Source organism: Streptomyces sp. NPDC050703 (genome assembly GCF_040654435.1).
Classification (GTDB): Bacteria; Actinomycetota; Actinomycetes; order Streptomycetales; family Streptomycetaceae; genus Streptomyces.
In genome coordinates this window covers 1-25,800 of the sequence record NZ_JBFAHX010000062.1, presented here as the reverse complement: position 1 = coordinate 25,800, position 25,800 = coordinate 1, and the positions used below count along the sequence as shown (strand labels likewise).

The 25,800-nt window shown below is 63.1% G+C and carries 29 protein-coding genes; all 29 read right to left on the bottom strand.

Features of this window, described 5'->3' with window-relative positions:
• Positions 1-163: 163 nt before the first annotated feature.
• Positions 164-2,038: a DNA polymerase gene (locus AB0I16_RS33310; protein WP_363253415.1), complete on the bottom strand. Its 1,875-nt coding sequence runs from the start codon at positions 2,036-2,038 to the stop codon at positions 164-166.
• Positions 2,039-2,088: 50 nt separating this feature from the next.
• A complete protein-coding gene (locus AB0I16_RS33305; RefSeq protein WP_363253414.1) occupies positions 2,089-2,526 on the bottom strand; it encodes a DNA (cytosine-5-)-methyltransferase in 438 nt (145 codons plus the stop codon).
• 109 nt (positions 2,527-2,635) lie between these two features.
• Positions 2,636-3,130, bottom strand: coding sequence for a DNA cytosine methyltransferase (locus tag AB0I16_RS33300; protein WP_363253413.1), 495 nt, complete (start codon positions 3,128-3,130; stop codon positions 2,636-2,638).
• A 104-nt stretch (positions 3,131-3,234) separates the two neighbouring features.
• Positions 3,235-5,664, bottom strand: coding sequence for a phage/plasmid primase, P4 family (locus AB0I16_RS33295; protein ID WP_363253412.1), 2,430 nt, complete (start codon positions 5,662-5,664; stop codon positions 3,235-3,237).
• Positions 5,665-5,713: 49 nt separating this feature from the next.
• A complete protein-coding gene (locus tag AB0I16_RS33290) occupies positions 5,714-6,073 on the bottom strand; it encodes an HNH endonuclease (RefSeq protein ID WP_363253411.1) in 360 nt (119 codons plus the stop codon).
• Positions 6,074-6,352: 279 nt separating this feature from the next.
• Complete coding sequence (locus tag AB0I16_RS33285; RefSeq protein ID WP_363253410.1) at positions 6,353-6,640, bottom strand: hypothetical protein; 288 nt, start codon at positions 6,638-6,640, stop codon at positions 6,353-6,355.
• A 170-nt stretch (positions 6,641-6,810) separates the two neighbouring features.
• Positions 6,811-7,560, bottom strand: coding sequence for a hypothetical protein (locus AB0I16_RS33280; protein WP_363253409.1), 750 nt, complete (start codon positions 7,558-7,560; stop codon positions 6,811-6,813).
• 186 nt (positions 7,561-7,746) lie between these two features.
• On the bottom strand, positions 7,747-7,986 hold the full coding sequence (locus tag AB0I16_RS33275; protein ID WP_363253408.1) for a hypothetical protein: 240 nt from the start codon (positions 7,984-7,986) through the stop codon (positions 7,747-7,749).
• A 106-nt stretch (positions 7,987-8,092) separates the two neighbouring features.
• Positions 8,093-8,278 carry a hypothetical protein gene (locus AB0I16_RS33270; RefSeq protein ID WP_363253407.1) on the bottom strand — a complete coding sequence of 62 codons (186 nt, stop codon included), beginning with the start codon at positions 8,276-8,278 and terminating at the stop codon, positions 8,093-8,095.
• Between the two features lie 2 nt (positions 8,279-8,280).
• The gene (locus AB0I16_RS33265; protein ID WP_363253406.1) at positions 8,281-8,526 is read right to left on the bottom strand and encodes a hypothetical protein; all 246 of its coding nucleotides are present in this window, start codon (positions 8,524-8,526) and stop codon (positions 8,281-8,283) included.
• Positions 8,527-8,710: 184 nt separating this feature from the next.
• Positions 8,711-9,556: a hypothetical protein gene (locus AB0I16_RS33260; protein WP_363253405.1), complete on the bottom strand. Its 846-nt coding sequence runs from the start codon at positions 9,554-9,556 to the stop codon at positions 8,711-8,713.
• A 244-nt stretch (positions 9,557-9,800) separates the two neighbouring features.
• Positions 9,801-10,946, bottom strand: coding sequence for a hypothetical protein (locus AB0I16_RS33255; RefSeq protein WP_363253404.1), 1,146 nt, complete (start codon positions 10,944-10,946; stop codon positions 9,801-9,803).
• A gap of 196 nt (positions 10,947-11,142) precedes the next feature.
• Entirely contained in the window at positions 11,143-11,742 is a 600-nt protein-coding gene (locus AB0I16_RS33250; protein ID WP_363253403.1) for a hypothetical protein, read from the bottom strand.
• Between the two features lie 248 nt (positions 11,743-11,990).
• Complete coding sequence (locus AB0I16_RS33245) at positions 11,991-12,794, bottom strand: peptidoglycan-binding protein (protein ID WP_363253402.1); 804 nt, start codon at positions 12,792-12,794, stop codon at positions 11,991-11,993.
• Between the two features lie 68 nt (positions 12,795-12,862).
• Positions 12,863-14,422, bottom strand: coding sequence for an NlpC/P60 family protein (locus AB0I16_RS33240; RefSeq protein ID WP_363253401.1), 1,560 nt, complete (start codon positions 14,420-14,422; stop codon positions 12,863-12,865).
• A gap of 2 nt (positions 14,423-14,424) precedes the next feature.
• Positions 14,425-15,321, bottom strand: coding sequence for a hypothetical protein (locus AB0I16_RS33235; protein WP_363253400.1), 897 nt, complete (start codon positions 15,319-15,321; stop codon positions 14,425-14,427).
• Positions 15,305-15,565 (bottom strand): hypothetical protein, encoded by a 261-nt coding sequence (locus AB0I16_RS33230; protein WP_363253399.1) that lies wholly within the window; start codon positions 15,563-15,565, stop codon positions 15,305-15,307. The genes AB0I16_RS33235 and AB0I16_RS33230 overlap by 17 nt, the downstream gene beginning before the upstream one ends.
• A 3-nt stretch (positions 15,566-15,568) precedes the next feature.
• Positions 15,569-16,363 carry a hypothetical protein gene (locus tag AB0I16_RS33225; protein ID WP_363253397.1) on the bottom strand — a complete coding sequence of 265 codons (795 nt, stop codon included), beginning with the start codon at positions 16,361-16,363 and terminating at the stop codon, positions 15,569-15,571.
• Positions 16,353-17,402 carry a hypothetical protein gene (locus AB0I16_RS33220; protein WP_363253395.1) on the bottom strand — a complete coding sequence of 350 codons (1,050 nt, stop codon included), beginning with the start codon at positions 17,400-17,402 and terminating at the stop codon, positions 16,353-16,355. The genes AB0I16_RS33225 and AB0I16_RS33220 overlap by 11 nt, the downstream gene beginning before the upstream one ends.
• 37 nt (positions 17,403-17,439) lie before the next feature.
• Positions 17,440-18,426, bottom strand: a complete 987-nt coding sequence (locus AB0I16_RS33215) for a hypothetical protein (protein WP_363253394.1) — start codon at positions 18,424-18,426, stop codon at positions 17,440-17,442.
• Complete coding sequence (locus tag AB0I16_RS33210) at positions 18,426-19,292, bottom strand: hypothetical protein (RefSeq protein WP_363253393.1); 867 nt, start codon at positions 19,290-19,292, stop codon at positions 18,426-18,428. The genes AB0I16_RS33215 and AB0I16_RS33210 overlap by 1 nt, the downstream gene beginning before the upstream one ends.
• A gap of 70 nt (positions 19,293-19,362) precedes the next feature.
• Positions 19,363-21,552, bottom strand: a complete 2,190-nt coding sequence (locus AB0I16_RS33205; protein ID WP_363253392.1) for a phage tail tape measure protein — start codon at positions 21,550-21,552, stop codon at positions 19,363-19,365.
• Positions 21,553-21,754: 202 nt separating this feature from the next.
• Positions 21,755-22,042, bottom strand: coding sequence for a hypothetical protein (locus AB0I16_RS33200; RefSeq protein ID WP_363253391.1), 288 nt, complete (start codon positions 22,040-22,042; stop codon positions 21,755-21,757).
• Between the two features lie 2 nt (positions 22,043-22,044).
• Positions 22,045-22,476 (bottom strand): hypothetical protein, encoded by a 432-nt coding sequence (locus tag AB0I16_RS33195; protein WP_363253390.1) that lies wholly within the window; start codon positions 22,474-22,476, stop codon positions 22,045-22,047.
• Positions 22,476-23,453 (bottom strand): phage tail tube protein, encoded by a 978-nt coding sequence (locus AB0I16_RS33190; RefSeq protein WP_363253389.1) that lies wholly within the window; start codon positions 23,451-23,453, stop codon positions 22,476-22,478. The genes AB0I16_RS33195 and AB0I16_RS33190 overlap by 1 nt, the downstream gene beginning before the upstream one ends.
• A gap of 11 nt (positions 23,454-23,464) precedes the next feature.
• Entirely contained in the window at positions 23,465-23,902 is a 438-nt protein-coding gene (locus AB0I16_RS33185; RefSeq protein ID WP_363253388.1) for a hypothetical protein, read from the bottom strand.
• 9 nt (positions 23,903-23,911) lie between these two features.
• Positions 23,912-24,280 carry a hypothetical protein gene (locus tag AB0I16_RS33180; protein WP_363253387.1) on the bottom strand — a complete coding sequence of 123 codons (369 nt, stop codon included), beginning with the start codon at positions 24,278-24,280 and terminating at the stop codon, positions 23,912-23,914.
• A gap of 82 nt (positions 24,281-24,362) precedes the next feature.
• Positions 24,363-25,541: a phage major capsid protein gene (locus AB0I16_RS33175; RefSeq protein ID WP_363253386.1), complete on the bottom strand. Its 1,179-nt coding sequence runs from the start codon at positions 25,539-25,541 to the stop codon at positions 24,363-24,365.
• 8 nt (positions 25,542-25,549) lie between these two features.
• Positions 25,550-25,800: HK97 family phage prohead protease (locus AB0I16_RS33170; RefSeq protein ID WP_363253385.1), on the bottom strand; the 251-nt coding region annotated here is incomplete at its 5' end.

Below are 25,800 nucleotides of genomic sequence, written 5' to 3'. Positions count from 1 at the left end.
TCTAAGGCGTGACCCCCATGCCATCCGTAGGTAGGAGGGGTGGTGGGTACGCAAAAAGCCCCGCCGCCTCTGTTTAAAAGGCAACGGGGCTTTCTTTGCTGTTCAGAGGCTTTCCAGCCTACTCACGTGAGTAGGTCGTGATCGTTACACGCGCGTGACCTCGCTACACCTTTGCGCCGTACAGCGAGCCCCACGAGTAGCCGCCGAGATCCGCGTCAGCGGTGATGGGCACGCCGAAGAGGTCCATGCGCATGCACTTCTCGAACTCATGCGCAATGTCCTTTGCGTCCGCCTTTGGGGCGCTAAATACGATCTCGTCGTGAATAGGCAGCTTCATGAACTGGAGCAGATCAGCGTCACGCATGTTGATCATGGCTTGCCCGAGCACGTCGCGCGCCGTGGACTGACACTTGTAATTGACGACTGCGTACATGCGGTGGCGGTCGAGCGGCAGGATTCGACCAGTCGGCGTCACGGTGACACATCCACGCGCCCGCGCTTCCCGCTGCCACTTCGACGACGCGCGTTTGATCTCGGGGAACGCCCGGTCGTACTCCGCCACGGCACGCGATATCTCGGCTTCCGACGCACCGGTCTGCTTAGCAATGGTTTTGATGCCACCGCCGTAAACCTTGCCGAAGCCGGCACCCTTGAACAGCTTTCGGTGTGCCTTCGTCGCCCCAGGTCCCTTGATGAGGCGCGCCGTGTACATGTGGATGTCGAAACCCTCGGGGTACACCGACGGGTCCGGGTTCGGGTCGCAGAATCCGGCCTTCATCCTGCGCACATCCGCAAGGGCGGCCAACACGCGCATTTCGATGGCTTGGAAGTCGATGCGGCCGATGATGTGGGACGGCTCGTCAGCGACAATCGCGCGGCGGATCATCCAATCGGAACCGGGCAGTGTCTGCGCGGCGAAGTCGCCTGAGATCGACATGCGGCCCGTGCGCGCCTGAAGCGGGTTGAGCGTCGGGTGGATGCGCCCCGCTGCGTCATGGTTGTCGGCGAACTTGTCGACGTACGACGTCACCCACTTGCCCGCACGCTTTGCCCTCAACACCGCTTCCGCAAGCGGGTTCGGGTCGCGCGCGCCGATCCGTTCCCAGTCACGGTCAAGGTCCGCGAGCGGCAACAGGACATCCTTGTCGACCTTCAGCGCACCCTTCTTCGTGCGCTCCGTCAGCGTCTCGCCCATGGCTTGCAGCGCTTCGGCGACCTGGGCGCCCGAGTTGACCGACGACACGCCCCACGCGGCAGCAAGGGCCGCGAACTTTTCTTCTTCCTGCCGGAGAACGGGGCGCAGCTCGTCCACGTAGTCGAGATCAACGACGAGTCCCGCACGTTGCATGTACGCGCACATGAACGCAATCTCGTGTTCGTACGCAAGCAGCGCTGGGCGAACCCCCAAGCGGACATGCTCCGCGTCAAGGCACGTGTTCAGGCGGAACGTGTAAATGACGTCAAGGCCGGCGTACAGGTTGTACGTGGGGTGCCGTAGGTCAATGCGCGCGAAGCCGTTCTCCTTCGTCAACCCCATACTGTTGAACACGGCGGTCAAGTCGCCTTGCGTGTCCGGCGCTGACGGGTCGATGTAGTACGCGCTGAGCGGCTTGAGGGCCGTACCTATACCCCCCTCTTCGGGGGCTCTCGGGTCGATAAGAATCGCCTTGATCTTCGTATCCACGGTGCGGGGCGCGAGAGATTCAAGGGTCTCTTCCGAGTATGCATCCAACACGAGCCAATCGAACATGGCGTTATGGATGTAGAAGCGCGGGCAGCGCTTCAGGACATAGTCCGCGGCTTCCTTGAAACGTCCGCGCAACTCATAGTGGATGACCCACGCTTCCCGCGCTGTGCCGAATTGCACGGTGCGCAAGCGGTATCCGTCCGCGTAGATATTGAGCCCGGTCGTCTCTGTATCGAGCGCAAGCTCAGGTTTGTTGCGCGCCCAATGCATGAACTCGCGCAAGTCGGCGTCTGTCTCGGGGACGTACACCGTGATGATCTCGCCGTTCACATCATGGCGGTAAGTGATCATAAAAAAGGACTCCCTCCCTGACGTTGGCCAGGAAGGGAGTCGGTGACGTGTTAGCGCGCGTCAAGCGTCTTCTTCAGCTCACGGAACGCGTAGAACGCTTGGTGTGGCACAACGCCGTTGCCGATGCGCTCAAGCTTCTCTTTGTGGGTCAGTCCCGGTACCGCTGTGACCCACCCGGGTTCGAGCCCCATGAGCCACTCAGCAAACTCGGGGCTTAGCTTCACGCCACCCCGCGGACCCCGAATGACCGGAACGGGCGCGGCCGTACCGCGGATGCATTCCCAGCGGTATACCGCGCGGGCGAACGGGCCCCACCACTCGGCGGGAGAGTGCGGCCCCTCGTCGGGCAGCTCGTCTTCCGGAGTCACGTTCAGCAGGAAGCACACTTCATCTTCGAGCGTCGGGCCATGGCCGCCGGCCTTGCGCTTGTCCGGGTGCTGGGCCGCGCCGTTGCTCCCAAGATTCGCCGTCGGCGTCTTGAAGAGCACGTCTGCGCGGTCCCGCGGGAACAGTCGAGCGACCGCCGTAACGAGATCATCGCCCCCGGCCCCCGGTCGGTTGGCCTTCGCGTAGTCGGGGCCCCGCTTTGCGTCCGATTCAGTGGGTGTTGGAAGGAGAGGCGACGCAGAACCACCGGAGCCTTTCGTGGGGCGCTCCGATGTCGCTAGCTCGAATAGCCGTCCACGCCGCGTCATACCCGATTTCGGAAAGCGAACTGAGCACTGCCGCTTGTCCCCGATTTCGGATAGCTCCGACGTTCTCCAAGTATACGTATTGCGGTCGAAGAATCCGAATTCCTTCAGCGATGTTGAACCAAATCCCGGAGCGCTCACCCTTGATACCCTCTCGCTTGCCTGCATTGCTGATGTCTTGGCAGGGGAACCCCGCCGTGATCGTGTCGACTTCGCCCCGCAGTTCCTCCCAGGGTGCGTACTGCACGTCACCTATGTTGGGCGCGTCGGGGAAGCGCCATGCCATCACTTCGCACGCCGCTTTGTGTACCTCTGCGACTACGGTCACTCTGTCACCGGTCAGTGCTTCAACTGCTAGGCCCAACCCGCCGTAGCCTGCACACAGTTCGAGTATCGCCACTGCGTCACCCCTTTCTCTGGTTGCTTAGAAGGGGGTCGGTGACGGACTGGGGAAACACGAAAAGCCCCGACTACTCGGTAAGGAGTAGTCGGGGCCAGGTATGGCTATGCGGCGCCCCCGAAGATGCCGGGACCTGCCGCGGCGTCAGGCACGTCCGCGAACTTCACACCCATAAGCGCAATGCCCTTGTTCGTCTTCTTCTTCTCAACCTCGCGCTCCTCCATGGCGCTGTAAAACGCCTTGCGCGACCACACTTCCTTGCGCTGCAAGCCTTCCGCCTCACACCAATCGGTGTACGCCGTGTACGCGTCCGCGCCCGGAACGACGTGTGTGTCGTCTGCCTTTTCGAGCACACCGGGGAAGAAGCCGGCGAGTGCGTCGGAAGTCGCCCGGTACTCGCGCGTCGCTGCGGAGATCGATTCCGGGTCACCCAGGCCGTTCGCGTACCACTCCACAGCGCCCCGCACGGCCCAAGCAACGATGCCCGCGGCTTCGCCCTTAAGCTTCCGGTCAAGGGAATAGTCCCGCTCGTCCGGAGCGAAGTAGCGGGTGAACGGGATCAACTTCACCCTGCGCCACAAGCCTTCGTCCTGCGACTTGAAGCGCGGCTTGTGGTTCGTCGCAAGCATGATCAGGAACTTCGGCGTGAACGTGAAGAATTCCTGTCTCAAGAATCTCGCCGTGACCTTGTCCTTACCCGTGACGCGCTTCAACACGGCCTCGCTCATAGGCTTGCCCGACTCGCCTTCGGACGCCATGACCACACGCGCATCACGGAGTGCGGCGAGATCGTTCGGGATGCCCCCACCATTCCCCTTGTCTTCGAATGTTGCGAACGGCGTCGTCTTAGTGACGGGCCCGAAGAGGTCCGTACACGTCTCCGTGAACACTGATTTGCCGTTGCTTCCCTTGCCCCACAGCACCGCAAAACACTGCTCGCTCGTCTCGCCGGTAATGCCGTATCCGACGAGCCGTTGCATGTACGGCACAAGGTCCGGGTTGCTCGGGAAGATTTCCGTGAGGAACTGCTCCCAGCGCGGGGCCTTCGCATCCGGGTCGTAATCGCTGGGCATCGACACTGTGATCATGTCGCCCTTGTCGTGCGCCCGAAGCCGGCCGGTGCGAAGGTCCACGACGCCATTGCGGAAGCTCAGAAGATGTGGCTGCGCGTCAAACTCTGCGGCGTCAACGTGCACGCTGGGAACGCTGCGAAGCTCCGTCATCAGCGCGTCAATGCGCGTCGTCATCGTGAAACCCTTGGACTCCGGCAGACACCCAGCGAGGACGAGTGCCGCGCCCATGGCGTGAATCTCCTGTCGCACGCGCGTTGCGCTCTTGACCCAGGTCACTCCGTCCCACACGAAGAAGCCGAGCCCTGGAGCGTGCTTGACCCTGCCGTCAGTCCACGCCACAAGTGCATGCGCGTTCATCGCGTCGGACTCGCCGTAGGTGCTGACAAGCTCACCCAGGATGCGGGCAGCGTCGGCACCCTGGTCACTCGATACCTGCACGGCCCCAGTGCGGTGCGCAACCTCCGCCTTCCGGTGCTCCGCTTCGACCTGGGCGCGGGGCTTCACGGGACGGGCTCCCTTGACTGCACGGTGGAGCGACGCGGGGAAAGACTGCGGGTGCCACTCGCGCCAGTCCGTAAGGTCGTCCATTTCCTCCTGAATGGTCAACGCGTAGACGTCTATCCCGTGCGCTGCCAGACCTTCCGACACTCGCAGCGTGAAGCTCTTACCCGCTACGTCGTTGTCGCCGCACACGATGACCTGGGACCCCTTCAGACCCTCCGCCAACTCGGCGACAAGCTCGGGGTTGTTGACAAGGGAAGCGCCCCGGATGGCTACGGCGTCGTAACCGACCGATACGGCTGTGAGCGCGTCACCCGGTCCTTCGGTGATCAGCACGACGCCGTAGCCAGCCTCTCCCCGGAACACGCCGTACTGCGCCCAGCGCTGCCCGTCGGGGTTGCTCAGGGAGAGCCACCGGCCGGGGCACTTGCCTGAGAGGTCACGGCCCTGGGCGCCGCGAATCACTCCGTCGAAGCCTCGCAGCGGCACGACGAGACGCGGATAGCGCAGGAATGCCGAAGACAGGAATTCCGGGAAGTTGTCGTCGACGCGAGTCGGGTTGGCAGGTGACGCGATAAGTCCCAGGCGTGCGGACTCTTCGGGGCTCAGTCCGAACCGGGTTCCCGCGTAAGCCGCAGCATCCGCCGTGAGGCTCCGCGATTCGAGCCACATGCGAAGTCGGGCCACGGGCGCGCCACTTACCATCTTCGGCTTCTCCTTGGGCACCGTCGAGCCGGGGCCGGTCGCGTCGAAAAGGTCTTCCCAGTTGAGCCGTGCGGCAAGGCGAACGCTGTTCGTCTCGCACCCGGCACGGCACGTCATCCGCACCTTCAGATCGTCCCCCCGCCAGATACGCAGCGACGGACGCGAGTCGGCATGCGCGGGACACAGTGCGAGGTACCCCCCGTCGGGCTGCTCGCTGAGCTGTGTGAATCGGTTCAAAATGTCCGCGAACTCCACGGTGACCCCTTCGGTAGCTACTCTCAGCGGCCCGTAAGGGAGTCGGTGACTAGGTCGCCGGACGGAACGTTGCTGCCCACTGTGCGAGCGTCTTCGCCCCCTTGCTCAGGTTGCACTTCGCGCACGCAGGAACCATGTTGTGCGCAGCGTCGGCCCCGCCCTTGCTCAGCGGATGCACGTGGTCAAGATGCGTGGCCCGCTCGTTGCAGTAGGCGCAGCGGTACCCCCAACGGCGCATGATCTCGGTGCGGCTGTACTCCGCGTGCTCGACCCCGTACGCCTGGGCGCGCTTCCGTTGTGTCAGCGTGTGCCGCTTGTCCTTCGGCAGCTTGCGGTAGTACTCCTTGATGTAGCCCTTACGGCGCTTCGCCTTGCACGGTGCGCACGGGCACGTTGCGTCATGCGCCACGGCCGAACCCCGTCACAACCTCCGCGCCTCTGGCCATGGCCACCGTCAGCGCGTCTGCGTAACGGCCCCAGTCCTTCCGCTGTGTCGCGTCCGCGTGCACAACGACGGCATCCCCCACCGTCGCCGCACGAACATCCCCAATGGCCGGCGCTGCCTCCGGAAGAATGACAAACGTTGCCATGCCCCACCCCTGTCTACTCACGTGAGTAGGTTGAACGCGAGAAGCCCCGGACGAAGCGCGCATGCTTGCGTACTTCGTCCGGGGCTCGCCCGTGCCTGCTACTCGGTTGCCCCCGTCACGCGACTGCGCAACAGGCGTACATGATCCGTGCCTATCCATTCGGCGCGGAGTGTCTTGCGTTCGGTCAACCCGTCGCGGGATTCAACGCCGGTCGGCTGTACCTTCAGGAACGGGAAGCGCTTGCCGGACACCTTGCGTATCTCGACTTCCCGGATGATGGCGTCGGCCGCTCGTGTTCCGTTGCCGCAGCGGGTTGCGTAGGTGATGAGGTCACCGACGTACAGGGCTTCGCCGGCATAGTCGGTGACCGTTCGACGTTGGGCCACCTAGCGGTACTCCGGATCGAAGTCGTCCGCCGTGGGGATGCCGAATCGCCGACGTCGCTCACTCATCACGAACGGTACGATCTCGGGCCGCCACAGCCACAGCGGACGAGAAACGAGTTCATCCGAATATGTACGCATGACGCGGGTGGCAAGTTCCTGCTCGTCCGGGCTCACTCGGCGTCGTCCGCTGTGGCGTCGTTGTACGCCTTCAGCACGTGGATGGCGGGCTTGTAGTAGGACACGAGCTTGCCCTTCATCTTCCCCTTCTTGGGGGTGAACTCGACAAGCTCAAGCTCAAGCTCAGCGAGCACGGGGCCGCCCTGGCCGATGCGCTCCAGATCATCCTGAGCTTCGTGAATGACCTTGAACAGCGTCCACGAGCCCGTGGTGAACTTGAACGTGCCAAGCTCCGGATCGTCGGCCAGGCGGAAGTTGACCCACTGGTTCGGGTTCGGCGCGTCGCCTTCCTTCGCGGCACTCTTACGCTCGTCGAAGAGAGTCGGGCACCCGCAAGGCTCGCCAATCAGCTTCTCGTCGCTGGGGTGGGACAGGAACTCGTACCCGTCGCAGTGGTGCTTCAGCTTCGAGTTCCACCAGAGCCTCATGTCCCAGTCGATGTCACCCTGTTCGATGATGACCGACACCTTGGGCTGCTCGGTGAAGACGTCGATGAAGTGCTCCGACTGCGAGTCTTCGTCTTCCTTCACCGCGCCGCCGAAGAGCTGCGCCACAGCGTCGGCCACGGACCTCTCACCGGTCGATACGCGCCACTCGCTCAGCGCAACGGGAAGCATCTTCTTCGACTTCTCGTCCCACTCCTGATACCCGGAGGAGAAGCGGCCCACGGTGTCGTCACTGTACGTTTCCCGCTTCTTCGGCTTGTTCTCTTCGTCGCCCGCCCAAATCGACCGCTTCGCCATTCGCTACTCCCGTAGTAAGGCGGACGGGAAGGGTCAGCGCTCACGTGCGAATCGCATCGGCTCACGCTTCCGGCTTCCCGTCCGTCTGGGTGTTCTCTGCCACTTGGGAGTAAGGGAGTCGGTGACGTGCCCCTGAACGCAGAAAAACCCCCGGCACCCGTGTAAGGGCACTGGGGGTTTTCGCTGCTACTTACTGACTCGCGGGGCGACGAGCAGCCCGAAGAAGCTCATCACGGTTACTGCGAAAGCACAGTCGACGAGCCCCAGGGCGGGGACGTCGGAGTTGTGACCGTGCCACATGCCGATGACGAGCATGAGCGCCCAGGCAAGGACGAACAGCATCGCGAGCACGAGTAGGCCGGCCACGACACCGGTCGCTACCACCGCGCCGAGATCCTTCAGGGCACGCTTCGTGGAAACCTTCATTGCTTCTCCCTTAGTCGTTTTCTCTCAAACGCCAGTAAGGGAGTCGGTGACTAGCCGCCGCACTTCGAGCACAGCCCCGGATTCTGCGGATTGCAAAGGCAGTTGGTCATGCGCGATCACCCTGCTTCGTCCCCGTGAGTTTGGTCAGCTTCCTACGGAGGTTGGCCAGCTGAGGAAGCTCGTCCGGGTCGAACGGAACAGCGTCAGCGAACTCGTCAAGAAGCTCGCTCAGTTCGGCGCGCGTCAGGTGCACGCTAAACGGGTGCATACGACTTGTGTGCGTTGCGAGCATGGCTATACCTCCTTCGCGGGCGAGTCACCCATCACGGCCTGTACGGCGTCCGCCCGAGCGCGGCGAGCACGGATCACACGCTTCGCACGCTCGACCGCAACGGCCGGTTCGACGTCGTCAACCCACACGGCGAACTCGTCAAGCAGCACGGAGCCGAAGCGCGTCTTCTCGCGGAGCTGCACACGAGCTTCCGCAGTACGGAACGGGTAACGGCCCGGCTTGACGCGCCAAAACTGTTCACGCTTCACGCGCGGCCCTCCCGAAGTTCGAGCACTGCGGATACGTCGGCAAGGCGCAGATAGAGCGTCTTGTCCCCTACAGCGTCCCGTACAGACCACCCGGTCAGCTCGTTGTTCGTCGATGTCACTTCCACAACGTCAGCGGCAACTTCGAACGTCGACCCACTTCGCAGGAACACGCGCACCCGTGCCACTATCGCGCCCGCCTCTGCGTACCGGTGACGAGCTTCCCGCCGGCCTTGCGCGCAATCGGCTTCCCGATCACCGAACGCGACTTGTCCCGCTGCCAATCGAACGTCGCCCGAAGGTGCAGGAAGTAGGCGAACACGTCGGGCCCGATGTCAACCGGCTTGAACGCCCAGGTCTCGTCAGTCACGTGCAACACAGCGGCACCGTCAAACTCCGGCATGGGCGAACGGTTGCCTTCTGCGTCGATGATGTAATCGGCGTTGGCGTACGCGGCGAGCTGAAGGGCCACGTCCGAATACGTCGACTTGCTCGTCTTCCAGTCGCCCATGATCAGATGCGGCGTGCCGGAACGGTCCGGAGTTGGATTGCCGTCGTCGTCGAGCCACACCCGCATCACGACGTCGAAGCTTCCTGCGTAGCCGTAGGTGTCCGACCAGGCGACGTCTTCCGCGCGGAACAGCTCGGGGTTCACCGCGTCCAGGAACTCACGGAAGTGCGCAACGTACGGAGTGAGATCAGCGCGCACACGGCCGACGTACTCGCCGCGGATCAGCCGCTCGAAGAGGTCGTGCGCCTCGCTGCCCAGGTCTGCGCGGACCTTCGTGTACCGGCGCGCGGCACCGGAGATGTACTGAATGGCTCCCTCACGATCCCGCGCGGCCATGTCGGCCACGAAGTCGAGTGAGTCAACGGCGAGCGTCGCGGCCATCTTCGCGTTCCACGGCCCAAGGAAATCCTGCTTGGGCAGCATCCCGATAACGGTGGTCACGCCAGGGTGCGCAACGTCGCGGTCCGTCGGATGGATGTAGAAGCGGCTTCCGCCCCTGTAGATCGTGCGTACCTTCGGCAAGGTGACGCTCCCTTCGAGTAGGTATCTCTACTCGGAATGAAGGGAGTCGGTGACTGACCAGCGGGGCGGGTGACGCAGAGACGCAGTGAGGCGAAGTCCAGGATGCCTTAGAGACTTCTTATGTGAATCTGAAAAATGAGTCACAACGTCACTCCATCACTTCCCGCTGGTTAGAGCGGGTGCAGCGCTGTGACGGCATGACGAAGCCCCGCCGGCGACGGTCACCGACGGGGCTGGGGGTTGCTTACGCGTCGTCCGACGGAACGAGCGCACTCAGATCAAGCTCGAACTCTTCAGCCATTTCGCGGATGATCACGTACATCTGCGCCTTCGCCTTGCGCTTGTCCGCACCGCGAACCTTCTTGAAGCGCTTCCCCGCTTTGCTGAGCTGTGCCTTCGCCGCGTCGATCGCTTCGGTGGCACGCTCCGCGTCCGTCTTCTCCGGCTCGCTGCGCTTCTCCAGTACGTCAGCGGGAATCTCCGCCTTCAGGTCCGAGATCGTGTCTTCGAGCTTCGCGATATCCGATGCGTCGGCGTCGTCCGCATCCTGTAGTGCTTCGAGATCCTTCGTGGCCGCGTCGAGCTTCTTCAATCGGCGGTCAATCCGCGCGAGTTCTGTGCGCCCGTACCGGGGGAGTGTGACGTCGTGCGCTGCATACACCGCGCGGATTGCCTCTGAAACCGGCGCGTCGTCGTTCAGGTGCTTCTCGACACCGGGGAACAGCTCCAACGCAATCTGTGCAGCCTCCGCGCGGTCGGACGTGTCGAAACTGTGGAGCCAGTCAACGAGCACATCCGAAGCCTTGTTCTGTGTCGCGCGAACCAACGCGCCGTGTGCGTCGAGCTGCTTCTGATCATCATCAGAAATGGCCTTGCGTACACGGCTGTAGACGAGATTCGCAGCGTTCTTCGTCGTCTTCCTGTCTGCCATAAGGTCGGGCAGGTTGCCCGCGTCCGGGTTCCGGATTGCGAGGCGAGTGTCGAGCAGGATGCGCGCCAAGCGCTCTCCGACGTTGCCCAACTTCAGGCCCAGGGCAAGCCCCGCCTTAAACTCCTTAACCCCGTCAGCGACGAGTTCGGGCACGCCTTCGTACGCCAACGGATCATCGGCGTACACAGTCGTCTGCGGGGCGGGACGAGCTTCTACGGCCTTGCTCGCTACCGGAGCCTCTTTGGCTGCTTTGTGGGCATTGCGCACTTCGGTTCGCAGCGTGTTGCGCCTCTCCGCCGGCAGTTTCCGAATCGTCGAGTCCGCCTCCCTCTTCAGCGCGTCGGCCTTGCTGGGCGTGTCCTTTGCGGATGGGTCAAGAGCCTTTAGCGCATCGATCGCCGTGTGCACTTCGCTCGTCAGCGCATCGGCGTCCGGGGCGTCAGTCTTCTTCGCGGGCATGTGTGCCTCTCCTGATGGGGGGTGTCGGCGAGCCCCACAGTAACGGATGAGCGTGATTGGACCGGCCTACTCATATGAGTAGGTTGTGCGTGACACTACCGCCCGCAGAGAGTACTCACGTGAGTAGGCACCCGCAAGATGACAAAAAAAAACGCCCCCTACCGACCACCCGAAGGCAGTTGGTAGGGGGCGGGGCTCAGTAGTTGTGGGGGAGAGCGAGCGTGTCGACCACCCGCTTCAGGTCCTCAAGAGTCCCCGTGTTCTCGACCGCGAGACGCGGTACGTAGTCGTCAAGCTCCGTTTCGCTCAGGTGTTCCGCTGCGGCACCTCCGAGAGCGGAGCCGGGTCGGTTGACCCTGATCATGGTGAAGCCCCGCTGCTGAAGGGCCACGACTTCGTTCAGGTATCGCACGTCCGTCACGACGACCGGAAGGCCCAGGCGCTCCGCTGCGGCAATGGCAGGGGTTGCCGCCCGAATCCAGAACTCCGGGTCGATCTCGCGGACCGTCTGACCGTAGTTCTGAAGGAATCGGCGAACCTCCGGGTAGTTGTCCTTCGCTGACTCCCATCCGTCAGCGGCCACAATCTCCGACAGAGTGACGGGAGCATGGCTAGGGACCGCCCCGGCGCCCATGTTCACGTAGTCGATGATCGGGTTCGCCCTCAGCGCTGCATCCTTCAGCTTGTCAGCGAAGGCCACCGGCTGATACGCGAATCGCTGCGCCAGCCGTTCCGCCACTGTGTCCTTCCCTGCCCGAGCGCGCCCGATCAATCCCACGTTCCTGTAATAGGACATGCCTGACTCCCCTCACGACGTGATCTCTCACACGCCCCGAAGGGAGTCGGTAACTAGGCTGCGATACCGAGCAGCGCGTTAACGGCGTGCAGAACTGCCTCCCCGGGGAAGTCGGGCTTGATTGCGGTAACCGCGGCCACCGCACCCGCCGCGAATCCGAGGATGGCCGTACGGTGCCGGCGGAGGAACCCGGTAACCGCCCCGATGCCGCTAGGTGCCTTGCTGTGTTCGCCCATGACGGGCCCCTTTCACTTGACCTTCGGAACCTTCAGGGCATCCCACGTCGACCGCCCGGGCGGCCACTTCGCATCCGCGCCCGTGTAACCACACTTCCGCTGCCACGCTTCGTACGAAGCCACGTCACCGGAACCGATCACGTCCTGGTCAGTGCTCGACTTGTACCGGTCGCAGCCAACGGCTACCAGCCGCTTACGCATGGCCTTGATCACGGGCGACTTACGGCCTTCCTTGAACCATGCGGCACCGGGGAACGGCTCGTACGCCTTCGGCTTGCCCGGCTTCGGCTTGCCCGGCTTCGGCGCGTGCTTCGCCCACTTCGGGTCAGCGGACTTGATGCCTTCCGCGAACTTCGGGTAGCCGTAGCCGTACACGTACGGGTCCCGGCGGGCCCGCCGCTTCTTGTGGACTCCGTCGCCTTCGGCCCCGCCCTGGGCGTTCGTGTTGCCTTCGTAGGTGTAGACGTAATCGGCGTCGTACGCGTACACAATGCCCGTGTGCGCACCGCCCCCGTTACCGAAGAATATCTGTGCGCCCACCGCCGGATACTCGCTGAAGCGACCCTGCGCCTTGAACCAACCGACCGCCACAGCGCAACCCGCGGTCTTTGGGTACAGCTCAGGGACACCCGCCTTCGCGGCCACCCAGGCGACGAAAACAGCGCACCAAGGGTAGTTCATTCCGTCGCGCCCGTAGCCAGGGATGCGGCCATACCAGTGGTTGTACTTCGAGTCATTGACCCAGTGCCCGCCGGCGCGAGCTTCCTTCGTGCCTACCTCTGCCTTCGCGACAGACAGAACCTTCGCGACGCTCATGCGCGCCCCTTTCTGTGCAGCAAAAAGCCCCGCAGTCGGATTACTGCGGGGCTGTGCGTAGTGGGTTGTCAGAATCTTCGGATGATGCGAAGCCGGGTTGCGTACGTGCCCGTACCGTCAAGGGTCGAGTTACCGCCCATGTCGCTCATGGTGGGCCCGTTGACGACCTTGCGGGAACTGATGAAGCGCGGGTGCCCGGCTGTGTCGAGCCCTAGATAGATCCCGTTGTGGTCGATCTGGTTCGCCGCTTCCGTGTTGTCGGCGTCGAACAGCACCACGTCACCAATCTGAATGCCGGTCAGCGGGGGCACGGTGTCGAGCGTCATCTGTATCGCCACACCGGGGCCCGAAGGTCCGATATCGCGGGTGCGGCGCGGCAAGTTGATGCCATCGAAATCACGGTCAAAAACCAGCGGGATACCCATGTGTCGCCCGTACACGGTGCGCACAAAGCCCGAACAGTCCAGACAACCGCTGATTGTGACGTCACCGTGCGGGAAGTTGCGCGTCTCGCCATTGGGGAACACCCAGGGAACGCCGATAAAATCGTTCCAGTCGCTGAACTCGGTACGCGTTCCGTCCGCCTTCAACGGGCCGTAACCCGCCTCACCGAACACCCTCTTGCCCGCGAACTCCGCGTCGGTGACGTCGGGCGCTCCCGTTACGTACATGAAGGCGTATGCGAGAGCGTCGGGCCGTGTGTCGACCGCCCACGCGCGCACTTGATCCGCGAGAGCATCCGTCCACGTGCCGGAGAACGGCGCATCGAGCACGCGCACCCACGTGTCGTGCGTGACAACCGGCGGGCTCGCCCAGGTCGCGAGCGGCACGTCCACGTCGTCAACGACCGTGTGGAACGGAACGGCAGTGGAACCACTGCTCGCGAACGACCGGATGCCGATACGCCCAGGCCCTATGGGAGTCGGGTCAGTCGCCGTGTGCAGCCACGTGGACGGCTCCGGAGTGCCATCGAGCCATGCACGACAACTCACCGTTGCGCCCAGTCGCTGAATCCGCACACGCCACCACTGACTAGCGACAAACCCAGTGCCGACTGTCGTGGCCGCGCCCAGCGTCGTAGTGCTGCCCGCCGCCCGCTCCAACACGAGCTGCACGGTGCCCGTCGTGTTGAACAGCAGACGCGCCCGGTAGTGCGTCGAGCTATCCGCGTACGAAACCGCCAACGCGACCGACGTAGCCGCCCCCGCCGAAACCTTGTCCACGGTCAGCTTGCACGACACATCGACGTCCGCCACGTTGTCATCATTCAGTGACGCGTACCGGCCCACGTTCGCGACGTCGTTGACAATGAAGCCTTGCGAGCCGTCCACGTAAAAGTTCGCGTCGCTGCCAAGCAAGTTCAACCACGTGCCCCCCGCCGGCGACTGCCCCCACCCGCCCGAAACCGTACGCACGAAGTTGTCTGTGAACGCACGCTTGCGCTCCGTGAAACTTCGGGTCTGCCCGCGTACGGGAACCGTCTTCGCACCCTTCGTCAGCGTCGCCAACAGCCCGTGATCATCGAAAACTTGGAGCTGCTCCGGGGAGCCAGGAACGACCACAGTTGTCAGCGCACGGGCGGGCTCACGGAAACGCGCCGGAGTGCCGGAAGAGGTGACTGCGTGCACGCCTACACCCCCTCCATGTCAAGCTGCAACGTCAGCGCCACCGGGGAGCCCGCCACGCTGCGAACGTGTACCGCGAACGAATCGCCCGCGGCCACATCCGAGTTCTGAAGCGTCGGGGCGGAAAGCCAGGCATTCGGGGTGGACACCGAGAGGTCAACGGGAAGAACGTCCGTGCCGTTCTTCCCCACATTCACCGTGGCGCTTGTGCCCCCCGTGAGATACACGCGGACTCCCGTGACCGCACACGACGTTGGAGCGCGGAACACCACGAGCGACGTCGGAGCCGGGTCCGTGAGCGTCACTGTGTGGGTCGAAACCGGCTTTGCGCTGAGCGGTACCGCGCCCACGTCCGCGGCAGTGAGCACCACCGCCGGCCCGAACTTCCCGTTCACGGTGTCGACGTTGCCGAGCCCCGGATCACCCTTGGCACCCTGCGGCCCGACCGGGCCCACATCACCCCGCGGGCCGGGCGGACCGACTTCACCTCGCGGCCCCTGGGGACCGGGCACCGCCGCATAGTTCGGGGTGGCAGGGTCCATGGGCGCTACGTCCGCAAGGTCCACCGAGTTGTTTGCCGTGCCCTTCGGCAGGACGAGCGGGAACGTCCTCGACCCGGGGATACCCGTCAGGTTCACCGTGACCATGTACGCCCAGTCGGTTGGGTTCATGTTCGGCGCGTCAGTTGCGGGCAGGCGCACCCCTACGTTCCCGGCACCGTCAACGAGCTGCCCTAGGTCGTCGAGCAGCCCCACAACCGGGCCCGCGATGAACAGATCAGATTCGGGGAACGTCAGCAGCGGCGGGCCCGTGAACGTAACGGTGCCCTTCAGGCCGCGACCGTCCAGACCCCGGTACACCCCCGTCACGCGCACCGTAGGAATCTCAATCGGAAGAGCCATGCGAACCACCAATCAGATTTTCAATACGCTCGCGAAGCTCACGGTTCTCCGCCCGCAGCATTTCCACGACGTCAATGAGCCGCGCAACTTCCGTTTCCAGCCGGTCAGCGCGCGCGGTTTGCGCCTCCGCCTCTTCCCGCCATGCGTCCCGTGCCCCGGTCTTCACCTGCCGGTAGACGAGCATGAGGAAAAGGCAGGCTCCGCCGGCTATCTCGGAAGCGCCAACAAAAGTTGAAAGGTCCACGGCCTACCCCACCCAAGGATCTGTGATTGCGCTGGGACCACCGTCCGTAACGTTTGTCATCGACGACCAACCGCCACCCGCGGGAGTCGCTTCGGGCAAACGCTCTTCCGACAACCCCACGCAGTAATGAAAATTGGATATAGCGTATGAGCCGCTATCGGAGCCAATGCGGTGTCGCCCCCAGGCCCAACCGGAGCCGTCCTTAAAGAAGAGCTGCCACCACTTCGCCCCATCAATGGTCGAACTGAAGCCGTTCAGCCCGGTGTCGTCTGTCGCCCCATACTTCAGAGGCGCAGCGAGGTACAGCGGGGCCGACTCGTCAGGGCCAACCAAATAGCGGTGCTGAAGCTCAATGGTGTAAACGGCTGCATCGTCTTCATAATCCCACCCGAAGGGAATTCCGTGCACCCAGCGGAAGACGAACGTGTTGATAGCGCCCGTCGGCGTACCGTGTAGCCGCCACACGTTCGACGCGCTGACGCACTCTGCCTTCCCGATGCCATCATGCTTGAAAGCGGCGAGACGGATTTCCGCTTCCCGCTTCCCCGTGACGATTCGGTTCGTGATGAAGCGCGCTTCGACCCGGTCGTACACGAGCCCCGTCACGTTGGCTATGCCGCAAGACGACCAAGGGTTGTCCACGATCCGGTCACGCCCCACAGCAGCCCATTCGGTCGTGGGATACCGGTCGAACTTCGCGAGCACATCCGGCTTTCGCTCGACCGCGGATAGTCGCCGCTTCATCTCGTCCAGCTCCGCAATAAGCGACGGTGGGCGAATGTTTCCGTTAGTCCCCACTGATGAAAACCTCTCGGTTGGCCAAACTCAGCGCCGTGACTTCCGTGCCGTTCTCATCCACATCGGTCTTGCGTTCCGTCAACACGTACTCACCATTGACGCGCACATAGCCGGCGTCGACCTTCACAAACCCGGCGGTGCCCACGATGAAGTCAGCGGGGCGGAAAACACCGGGATACAGATTCAGCGCCGGAATAGCCACCGGTGACCGACCAGCCTCCGCGATTGCGCGCGCCTTATCGGTGAGTGTTGACGTCTTCTTCACGTCGCTGAACGTGGTCACTACTTGTTTCTTAGGCATTTCGATACTGTTCGTCGCGGTGCCGACGAGCTTCTTACCGTTGCCCGCATCCGCGCCTACCGCGTACGCGTGTGTGACCATTGCCGCCGCGTCATACGACACCTGGGTAACGTCGCAATTCCCGCGGTGCGTCAACGTGAACGGCAACGCGAACTCGTTCAGCGCGAAGCGATAGAAGCGGTTACCCACCCGCGTGCGCTTCTTGTTCCGCCAGTAGGTTTCATACCGGAAGTGGAACCCGCCCGACTCGTCCGCTAGCTCAGCTATCGCGTCCGCGACCACCTTGAATTCGTACTTCGTCCAGTTGCGGACACGCTGCTTGCCCGCGGACGTGATGGCCGACGTATCGGTGTCGATACCACCGTCTTCGTTGCACGTGTCGAGCCACCGCCGGAGCATGAACGCTTGGTCACTGCCCCGAGTCTTGTACCCGTCTTCGAGCACGCGGCCAGCGTAATAGCTGTGCCACCCTGCCGAGTTCAGCGTGAGGGCTCCCGCGGCTAGGTCCGCCTGGGCAGTCCACAGCAGTCCGCCCCAGTCCGGTTCGCCGTCCCGCACAACGACGATGCCGGAACGCCCAGGCGCGAGCGTCTCAGGGTCCGCCGCATCGAGCGGAATACCAACTGTGCACGACCCCGCGGCGTTCAGGGCCTCGCCATAGCTAAGGCCCGTGAACGGCAACGATGCAATGACGTTGCCGGACCGGGCTTCGACCTGAAAGATTTCGTATTCGGCCACTAGGCACACCCCCTACATATACGAAGGGGGTCGGTGACTAGGTGTTCCACGGCGACTTTGAGAACTGTTCGTTCACATAAACGTTCCCCACCGTATCCACTCCGCCGAACTCAATGGCACCGGACGTCATAAGGGCGATACGACCGACACCGCCCGACGCTGCGTCGTACGTCTGCCCGGTCGCGCCGTACGTATTTTGCGTTGGGCGAGAAACGCCGAAGGTGGGCAGCATGGCCGGGTTCACGAGCTGCCCCATTTGTGTAGCGGGGGAAAAACTCAACTGCCCGGAGAGTTCCCACTTAGTGGAGTCCTCGCGCACGTACAGCTTCCCGGTCACACCGACCGCTACCCCGCTCTTCGCCTGCACGGGCACTAGGCGGCATTCCTGCCACGGTCCCGGATCGGTCGTGAACCAGTCTCCCGACTTCGCCCGCGTCCACGTCTGATTGGTGCCGTAGTCGAACAGCGTGAAGCCGACGGGGAAGGCGGCAGGGGACGGCAGGACTCCGGCCCAGTCGATCGCCGTCGTGCCGTTCGCGAAAGCTGCTTGATCTGGGTACTGGCCCGTCGTGCGGACCGTAGTCAGCGTGAACGTGGTCGTGGCCTTCGGCACGTCGAGAATCAGCAGTGCGGCAGCGTTGTCCGGGCGCTGAGGGACCTGGGGGCTCGCGGCGGCAACACCCTTCACCACCTCAATGGCGAGCCCGTTGAATCCGCCAGACGCCGCGGTGGTCAGCTTGGCAACGACGAGATCCTTACGCGGGTTGTCGTTGGACGGCATCGGCACCGCGACCGTCTCGCCGCTCGACCAACCCCACGTACCCCCGCCCGTCGGGTGCCCGATAAAGACGCTGCCGGCGCCGATGGAGACTGTGCGGGCAGTCTGGTTCGAGTTCGCCAGAAACTCCGTAGCGGTACGGAACACGTGCCGCATACCGCCACGGACGAAAACACGGTCCTGCCAGTCGGCAAGCTCAGCAGCCCCGTACCCGACACCGTCCTGAAACCATGCAAAGGAACTCATCAAACCCACCTATCTACCCAAGTAAGCGTCGCCGTCGCGGACGTGTATTCATCTCTGCTCCGAAGCCGCAGACGGTGTTCACCCGCGCGGAACTCCGGCCACACTGAGTCAGCAGTGACGAAGCCGCTCACGTCTCCGCCTTCCGCATTTCGAACCGTCTCGGCGGCGGAGTCGACAATCACAGTCCCGTCATAGTTGATGCCGAACGCGCGGCCCGTGGCGTCGTCCACAAGGACCGGAGACGCGGCACCCTTAATCGTCAGCGTGGGACGCGCCGCGACGCTGCCGTAATGCTTGAAAATAGTCACCCGGTCGTCCGGGCGGGGCCCCTGACTTTCGAGTAGCCACGGCACCGATTCCGGCAGAACGAGCCCCGCCGGCTGCTTATCGCGCTGTACCGAACGGACCGTGACCGAGCGCGCCTCATCCCCGAACATGAACGGCGACGTGGCGAACAGCTCAACAACCATGTTGCAGGTCCGGTACGCGAAGTTCAGATCAAGGGGCGCGCTCCGCTTACGGACACGAGCCATCACGTATGCCGTACGGTCAGCGGCCACACCGGGGAAACGAAACCGCAGCGGGGTTTCCGCGTCACCTGGCATGAAAGCCGCCTGAAGGTCCGTCAGCGCTTCCGTGAACTCGTCCCGGGTCGCGCCGTACACTTCGAGCGTCAGCGTCACCGTGCGCCCGTTCATGTAGTCCCGCCCAGGCCACAGCCCATGACGTTGAACCAGGGTCAAATCAGAGGACCGAATATCCGGCAGCGACAGAAGTCCATCCACGCCGACAATGGAGATAGCAGACTCCGGCAACCCCATGACGACTCCGCCGTATTCACACGTCCAGTCGCTCAACTCCGCCACCGGGCAACCCCCTTCGGGCATAAGGGTGCCCCTCAGTATCAGTAACTGAGGGGCACCATGTACGTACGAGCTACACCGGTCGAGTGCGGAGAACCCACGCGACTTCACGGCCAATCTGCCACGGATCGGCATTCGTCTGAACGTTCACCGTGACACCCGCACCCGTTGTGATCCTGTGGTTAGGGATCACCGTAGAGCCGTTGGGAAGGTGCACATCCTCCGGACCACGCTCGCCAACCCGGACGACACCCGACGCGGGACCGCCCATTGCCCGCACACGCGGAATCGGATTCGCCGGCAGATCAATGCTCAGCTTCCCCCAACCGAGCTTGTTCGGGATGGCAGCGTTCAAGAGGTCGACCACACCGTTAATGGCACCCTTCGCGGCACGGCCCACAGCGGAAGCGAGCGAAGACGCGAAGCCGCCCAGTCGGGAAAGGCCGCTCTTGATTCCGTCGATCACGTTGCGTCCCACAGCCTTGCCCGCAGCGACGAGACGCACAGCCGCGGAAGCTATTCGCCCAGGGAGCCCCTTGACGAACCCAACCACAGCGTCTAGCCCTTCCTTCGCCTTATCGCGCACAGCTCGGAAGGCGCTCGCCGTGACTTCCTTTATCCGGTCCCAGTGCTTAATGATTAGTCCGACACCCGTGAAGTTCATAAACAGGTTCTTGATCAGGTTGAATGCCCACTTGACCTTCGCCCACACGGCTTCGAACGCCTTAACCGTGTACTTCTTGATCGTGTCCCAGTTCGCCCAGATCAGCGCGGCGAGTGCGACGATAGCCGCAATGATCAGCGCAATCGGGCCCATGGCGATAATCCACGCGGCGGCCATTCGGGCACCCTGAATAGTCGCCTGAGCGCCCATTAGAAGCCACTGACCGACGATGACCGCACCCGACGCAACAGCCCTTGCCGCCGCCGCTATCCACCCGCCGACGGTCGCCCATGAGGCCGCTACCTGAGTCGCCGCGCTCGTCACGGAAGCCGTGCCTGACGTTGCCCAACCGGTGACTACAGCGGCCGTTGTGATGGCTTGCTGAATACCCAACCGAACCAGTGCGGGAAGGACGAGAATCGTGATAGCCGTCGCGACAATGCTGAATGCCGTGCTGTTCTGCCGGATAAAACCCGTGGCCGCTGCGTAGCCCGCCCCGACGTATGCCATCTTCCCCGCGAAGGCTTCAAGGGCGGGGACAACCGACGTTCCCAGGAAGTCCACGACCCCCGTTTGCAAGCCGCGCGTAAACGCCTTCAACTTCGTAGACGCGTTGTCGTGCATCGTCTCGCCCGCAGTCTTCGCGGCACCGTCGATCTTGCCCAGGGACTCCACCGCCGAAGACGGGTCGAGACTCATCAAGGCATCCTGCATATCCTCCGCTTGGGTACCGAACAGCGTGACCGCAAGGGCGGAACGCTCCGCGGGGTCCTTAATCTTCCGGAGCCCGTCAAGCGTCTGGTCAAGTGCCTTCGTCGCAGCTGGCCCACCCGCGGCAATGGCCTTCGTCATCTCCTTGCCAGAAAGGCCCATCTTCGCGTAGGCCCCATCGACCTCTTCGCCACCCGCACGGACGATAAGGCCGAATTCCTTCAGGGAGTCCGCGACGATATCCGCGTCACGCGCACCGCCCTGAAGCCCCTGGGAGATCAAACCCATTGCGGTCTTGCCGTCAAGCCCCAGGGAGCGAAACTGTGTACCGTACTCATTGAAGGTGTCGAGCAGATCCTCGCTCTTGTTCGCGCCTTCCTGCGTGCCTCGTACGAGAATGTCGAACGCCTCTTCAGCATTCTTCGCTAGGCCCGTCTTAAGCATCTGCCCCACAGCGGCCGACGTCGGCCCCACTTCGTCGCCCAGGACCGTAGCGACGTTCATAGCCTTCTTCGAAATGTCCGCCATTTCGTCAGCGGTAGCACCCGCCGGCACAAGGCCCTGTTGCCACAAACCCTTAAGCGCTTCGTTGGCGTCCGCGACAGACTCGCCGTAACCATCCGAGAAGACCGCCCCCGCCGCCTCACCCAGGCGCTTAGCTTCCGCCGGAGTCGCACCGAGTTGGGCGGCAAGGACGTCGGTACCCGCTTCCTTCTCAAGCGCCTCCGCGATGCCGAGCCCGATACCCATGGCAATGGCGCCACCCGCAACAGCGGCGAGCCCCTTTGCGGTCTCCCCGAACGCGCTGACCTCTTCCGAAGCCTGATCAAGCGTCTCCGAGAGCTGCTCGGCGTCGCCCATGATCGTGACCTGAATCGGCTTAGCCACGCCGCACCCCCTTACGTCATTACGGGTGTGCGTCGCTCACTGCCGCCACCACGTCCGCGAGAAGACCGACGGAGTTCCTTCTTTTCGGATTCCCGGTCTTCTATCATCTGGTCAACCAACGCGTTGAAATCGCGCACTTCCATACCGAGCACGTCGGCCCACGTAAGGCCCCGGAAATGCCCAATGAGGCGCGCACACGCAACTACGCGTTGGCTTCGGTAGGGTCCGCCTTGCCGCCCGTCTTGCCCTTCAGGTTAATCTGAAGGTTGTCGGCGTCGTCGATGCTGAAATCGGGGTGCTTCCGCTTCATGACGACGTAGGCCATGGCCTTCAGCATCGGGCCCCGCTTTGTGCCAGGCTTGTTCAGCGCGTCGAGAGGCTGACCGGTAATGTCCTCAATGGCGCAAATCTCGCCAATGGTCAGAGAGTCAAGCTTCAGGTCAAGCTTGAAGTCAGTAGGCAGCGCAGATGCGGGCTTCTTAGCAGGCATGATTAGCTCTCCAAGTATTCGCGGACGACGGCTTCAATGCGTCGCTCGTACGTAGCGGCCACGACGTCCGACTTGCGGGCCATGGCGCGAAAAAGGAAACGGTTCGGACTGATGTTGCGGCGCTTAAAGCCGAAATGAATAGCAGCGGCGTAAGGAACGCGAGCCGCGGAACCCGCTTTGATCACAGCAGCCTTCGCGGACGCCGTGACCTTGATAGACTTGTCCAGTTTGCCCGGACGGTACTTCTTAGACGATTTCGCGTCTCGCTTACCGTCCGGGCTTTCGTGCTTCGCCTGCGGGATCAGAATGTCACCGGACGCCTTATTAGCCGCGCGCACAGCCTTGTTCAATTCCTTGTCCCGCAGGCTCCGCACGTTCCGCTGAAACTCCCGCAGTCCATCAACACGGATCGTGTACGCGGACCGTTGCGCCATTACGGCTCGACCGTGCCCGGCTCCACATACGTAAGCTTCAGCGCAGCCGCCGTACCGGGGTCGAGAATGCGGAACGGGAGATTGTGCACGGTGACTTCATCGGTAGCAGCCTCCGGAGACTCACCCGTGAACTGAATCGCGGGAGCCTCAACCGTCAGCGACGAACCCGCTAGAACGCCCGTGAACGTCACCTTCAGCGCGCACACTTCGCCAGCAATGAACGCCTCATACAGGCCCATAGACGAAGCCGAGAACTCGCCTTCAAGGGTGCCTTCGTACGTCGGCACCGCGTTACGCACCGGGCGCTTCTTCAGCTCGTTCGCCCGCAGGAATCGCCGGTCGGTCTTCAGCCCTAGCTCACCAGTAAGTTCCAGCGACGTAGCGTCAAACGCCACAGCAGCGCCCCCACGCGAGAGCTGCACGGCCGTACGCGTCCAGTCGTACGGATACGCGGCAGCGGGATACACCGGGGCGACAATCTCAGCGGGCGCGCTCGTGTGCGCAACGTCCTGAAAGTCGAACGTCACAGCAAGCTTCGTAGCCTCTTCGACTTCCGCCGTGAGGCTCCACTCCGTGGCAACGCAACCCAGATGCTTGTAGGCAACCTTGCTGCCGTCGGTGCCCGGTCGCACCATCTGAGCCGAGAACGAAGGTGCTTCGGAAACGTCCGAAGTCTCAAGGACCGTGACGCGCATCCCCGCTGACTCGGTGACAGTCACCTTGTCGAAAGCGGCACTCAGAAGGGAAGCCGCGCCGGCGTCGAGAAGGTCAACTTCAAGTTCCCCCTCCCCGCCCATGTTCACGATATTGCGGCGGTCAGCGCGGGCAGTCTGCATACCCGCCCGGAACCCCACCGACTCAATGAACTCCCGCGAGGTCTTCCAGGAATCCGCCTGTCCCTCGTAGCCTTCGACAACGGCGGAGAGCGTGCCGTAAGAGTCCTCGCGGCCGATACCGATACTTGCGTCAAGCGCCATGCTGCGCCCCCTTACTGATAGACGCGCCCACGAACACGGACACGAAGCGTTAGCGCCGAATAGGCACCGTCGGTTGTTTCGGTTGACTCCACAGACGCCGACTCCGGCCGCACATCAAGCAGCCCCGGAACAGCGGGAAGGTTGGCGTTCAGGGCCGCGCACGCGGTCTTCACGTGGTCGCGGATTTCGTAGACCTGCCGCTCAGCGTCAACCGGATTTCCAGGCGTGACGACGACGGCTTGCACTTCCACGTAGCCGGTTACGTTCGTCGGCTTCGGCCCCGCACGCATAGCCACCGGGGCAAGGTCGTCGTCAGTAGTGGCCCCGAGCCACACAGTCTTTCGCCGCGACGTGTCCCCCGTCTCTGCGAAAGAGCACTGCACCCCGCTGGGCATGACCACCTTAAGCGCTTCGAACAGCGCCACTTTCGCATCAAAAATCAGTGCCACGCGCGCCCCTCACATGAAGATAAATGGGAGGCGGACGCGGTATAGGTTCATCTTCGCGTTCACTTCAGGGAGCGACGTCGGGCGCCAATTACCGCCGGCCTGGGCGAGCTGAATGGAACCGTACTCACTCTGAAGTTGAAGTGCGCGATCCGGAATGCGCGAGACGTGATCTAGCACGTACTGACGCGCAAGCGTGCGCACACACCAACGAATCGTTTCCGGGGTCGGGTTCTCCGCGGTGTCCCACTTCTGGCCGCAATACTGCTCGACCGTTTCGACAGAGAAATCAATAGCTTCCGACAAAAGCTCGTCGGGGAAGAGCCCCGCATCGTCGAGCCCGGCCAGTGCGCGAAGCTGTGCAATCGTCGCGTACGCCATACTGCGCCCCTCCCAAAGGGCCCAGGGCGGGGCGTCCACCTACCCACACGAGCAGACGGAACGCCCCACACCCGAGACAGGACTAGGCGCCGGTACCGACGGTCATGACCTTCGCGCCGCGGGCATCGACGAGAAGCCCGTCCGCACGCTGAAGGAACCGGTACACGATCTGGTCAGTCGAGAACTTCGCGTCAACCGAACGGTCAACGCGAAGCGACCCCGCAAAGCGGACCCGGTACTTGCTCAGGTCAGCGAAGAGAACCTTGTTCACGGGCATGCCGTCGTCAGTCTCGACAACCTTGCCGTTGAACATGTTCGGGGCACCAACGGTGAGACCGGACTGCCACAGGTACTGACCGTTCGCATCCTTAAGCTTCCGCATCTGCGCTGCACGAAGATCGTTCACGACGTACTTCGCGTTGGTGCGGTACGCCGACGGAACTTCGTGGTAGAGATCAATCAGCGCATCCGAAACCTTGTTGTCGGCATCCGTCAGCGCGAACGACGCAGTGGCCGGGGACGCATCCGTGAGGATGCCGCGCGGCTGACCCGTACCGGTACCAGTCAGGAAGTGGCGGCCCATCGCGTCACCAATCGCCGGCCCCGCATCACTCACCAGGAAGCCGACAAGGTCAAGAACCTGGTCAGTGGCGAACTCGTACGACACGACAGACGCGAAGCCGTACTTGAAGCCGCCCATCGAGCGCTGAGCAGTCGTCGGGTAGCTCTCGGGGATCTCAGCAGTCTCCCCGACGATGGACGCCGACGAGCGACCCGTGATGACCGTGAAGTCAATGGGGTTCGCGTCCGCCGTAGTGAACGTGCTCGCGCCGCCGCGCATGATCGCGGAACGCTCGACTGCCTGAGCAATGAGCTGCCCATACAGCGTGCGCGACAGAACGTTGGGGTTACCTGCCTTCGTACCGTCCCGCTTCTCGGGGGCGAACTCCCACGCACGAGCCTCAGCAAGGGAGCCCTCACGGAGACGCGTCTCGTCGTCCTGGGCGACGTCGGCGGACCGCTGCGAGCCGGAGCCCTGAAGACCGGAGATCAGGGACGTAACAGCGTCAGTCGCCTTAATGGCGTCAATGCCGCGCTTGATACGCCCGTCGAAGTCCGCAATAGCGGAGAGAAGCCGCTCTTCCTTCGCGGTCGCGTCGGCGTCCATCGGCTTACCGGCGAACTCGTCGGTAAGGGAACGAAGCTCCGCAGTGGCCTTTTCGCGCGCCGCAAAGTTCGCGCTAAGGGTAGTGGCGTCCATGACGCTCCTTACTTAGAAAGCGCGCGGACAAGGGCACGCGCGGCAAGGTGAGAAACCGGGGCAGCGGCCACCGATTGGGAATCGCGCACTTCATTCGGGGGCGCGAACTCCCCGATGCACAGCGCCTCTTCGATCGAGCGAAGTGATGCCTGTGTGGTTGGGTACGCCGGATTCACAACCGGCCCCAGTTCGACCACGTCCATGGCCGTGATCTCGCGGACGGGAAGCCCCGTTTCCGCGTCGTCTTCGTCTGCCCGAC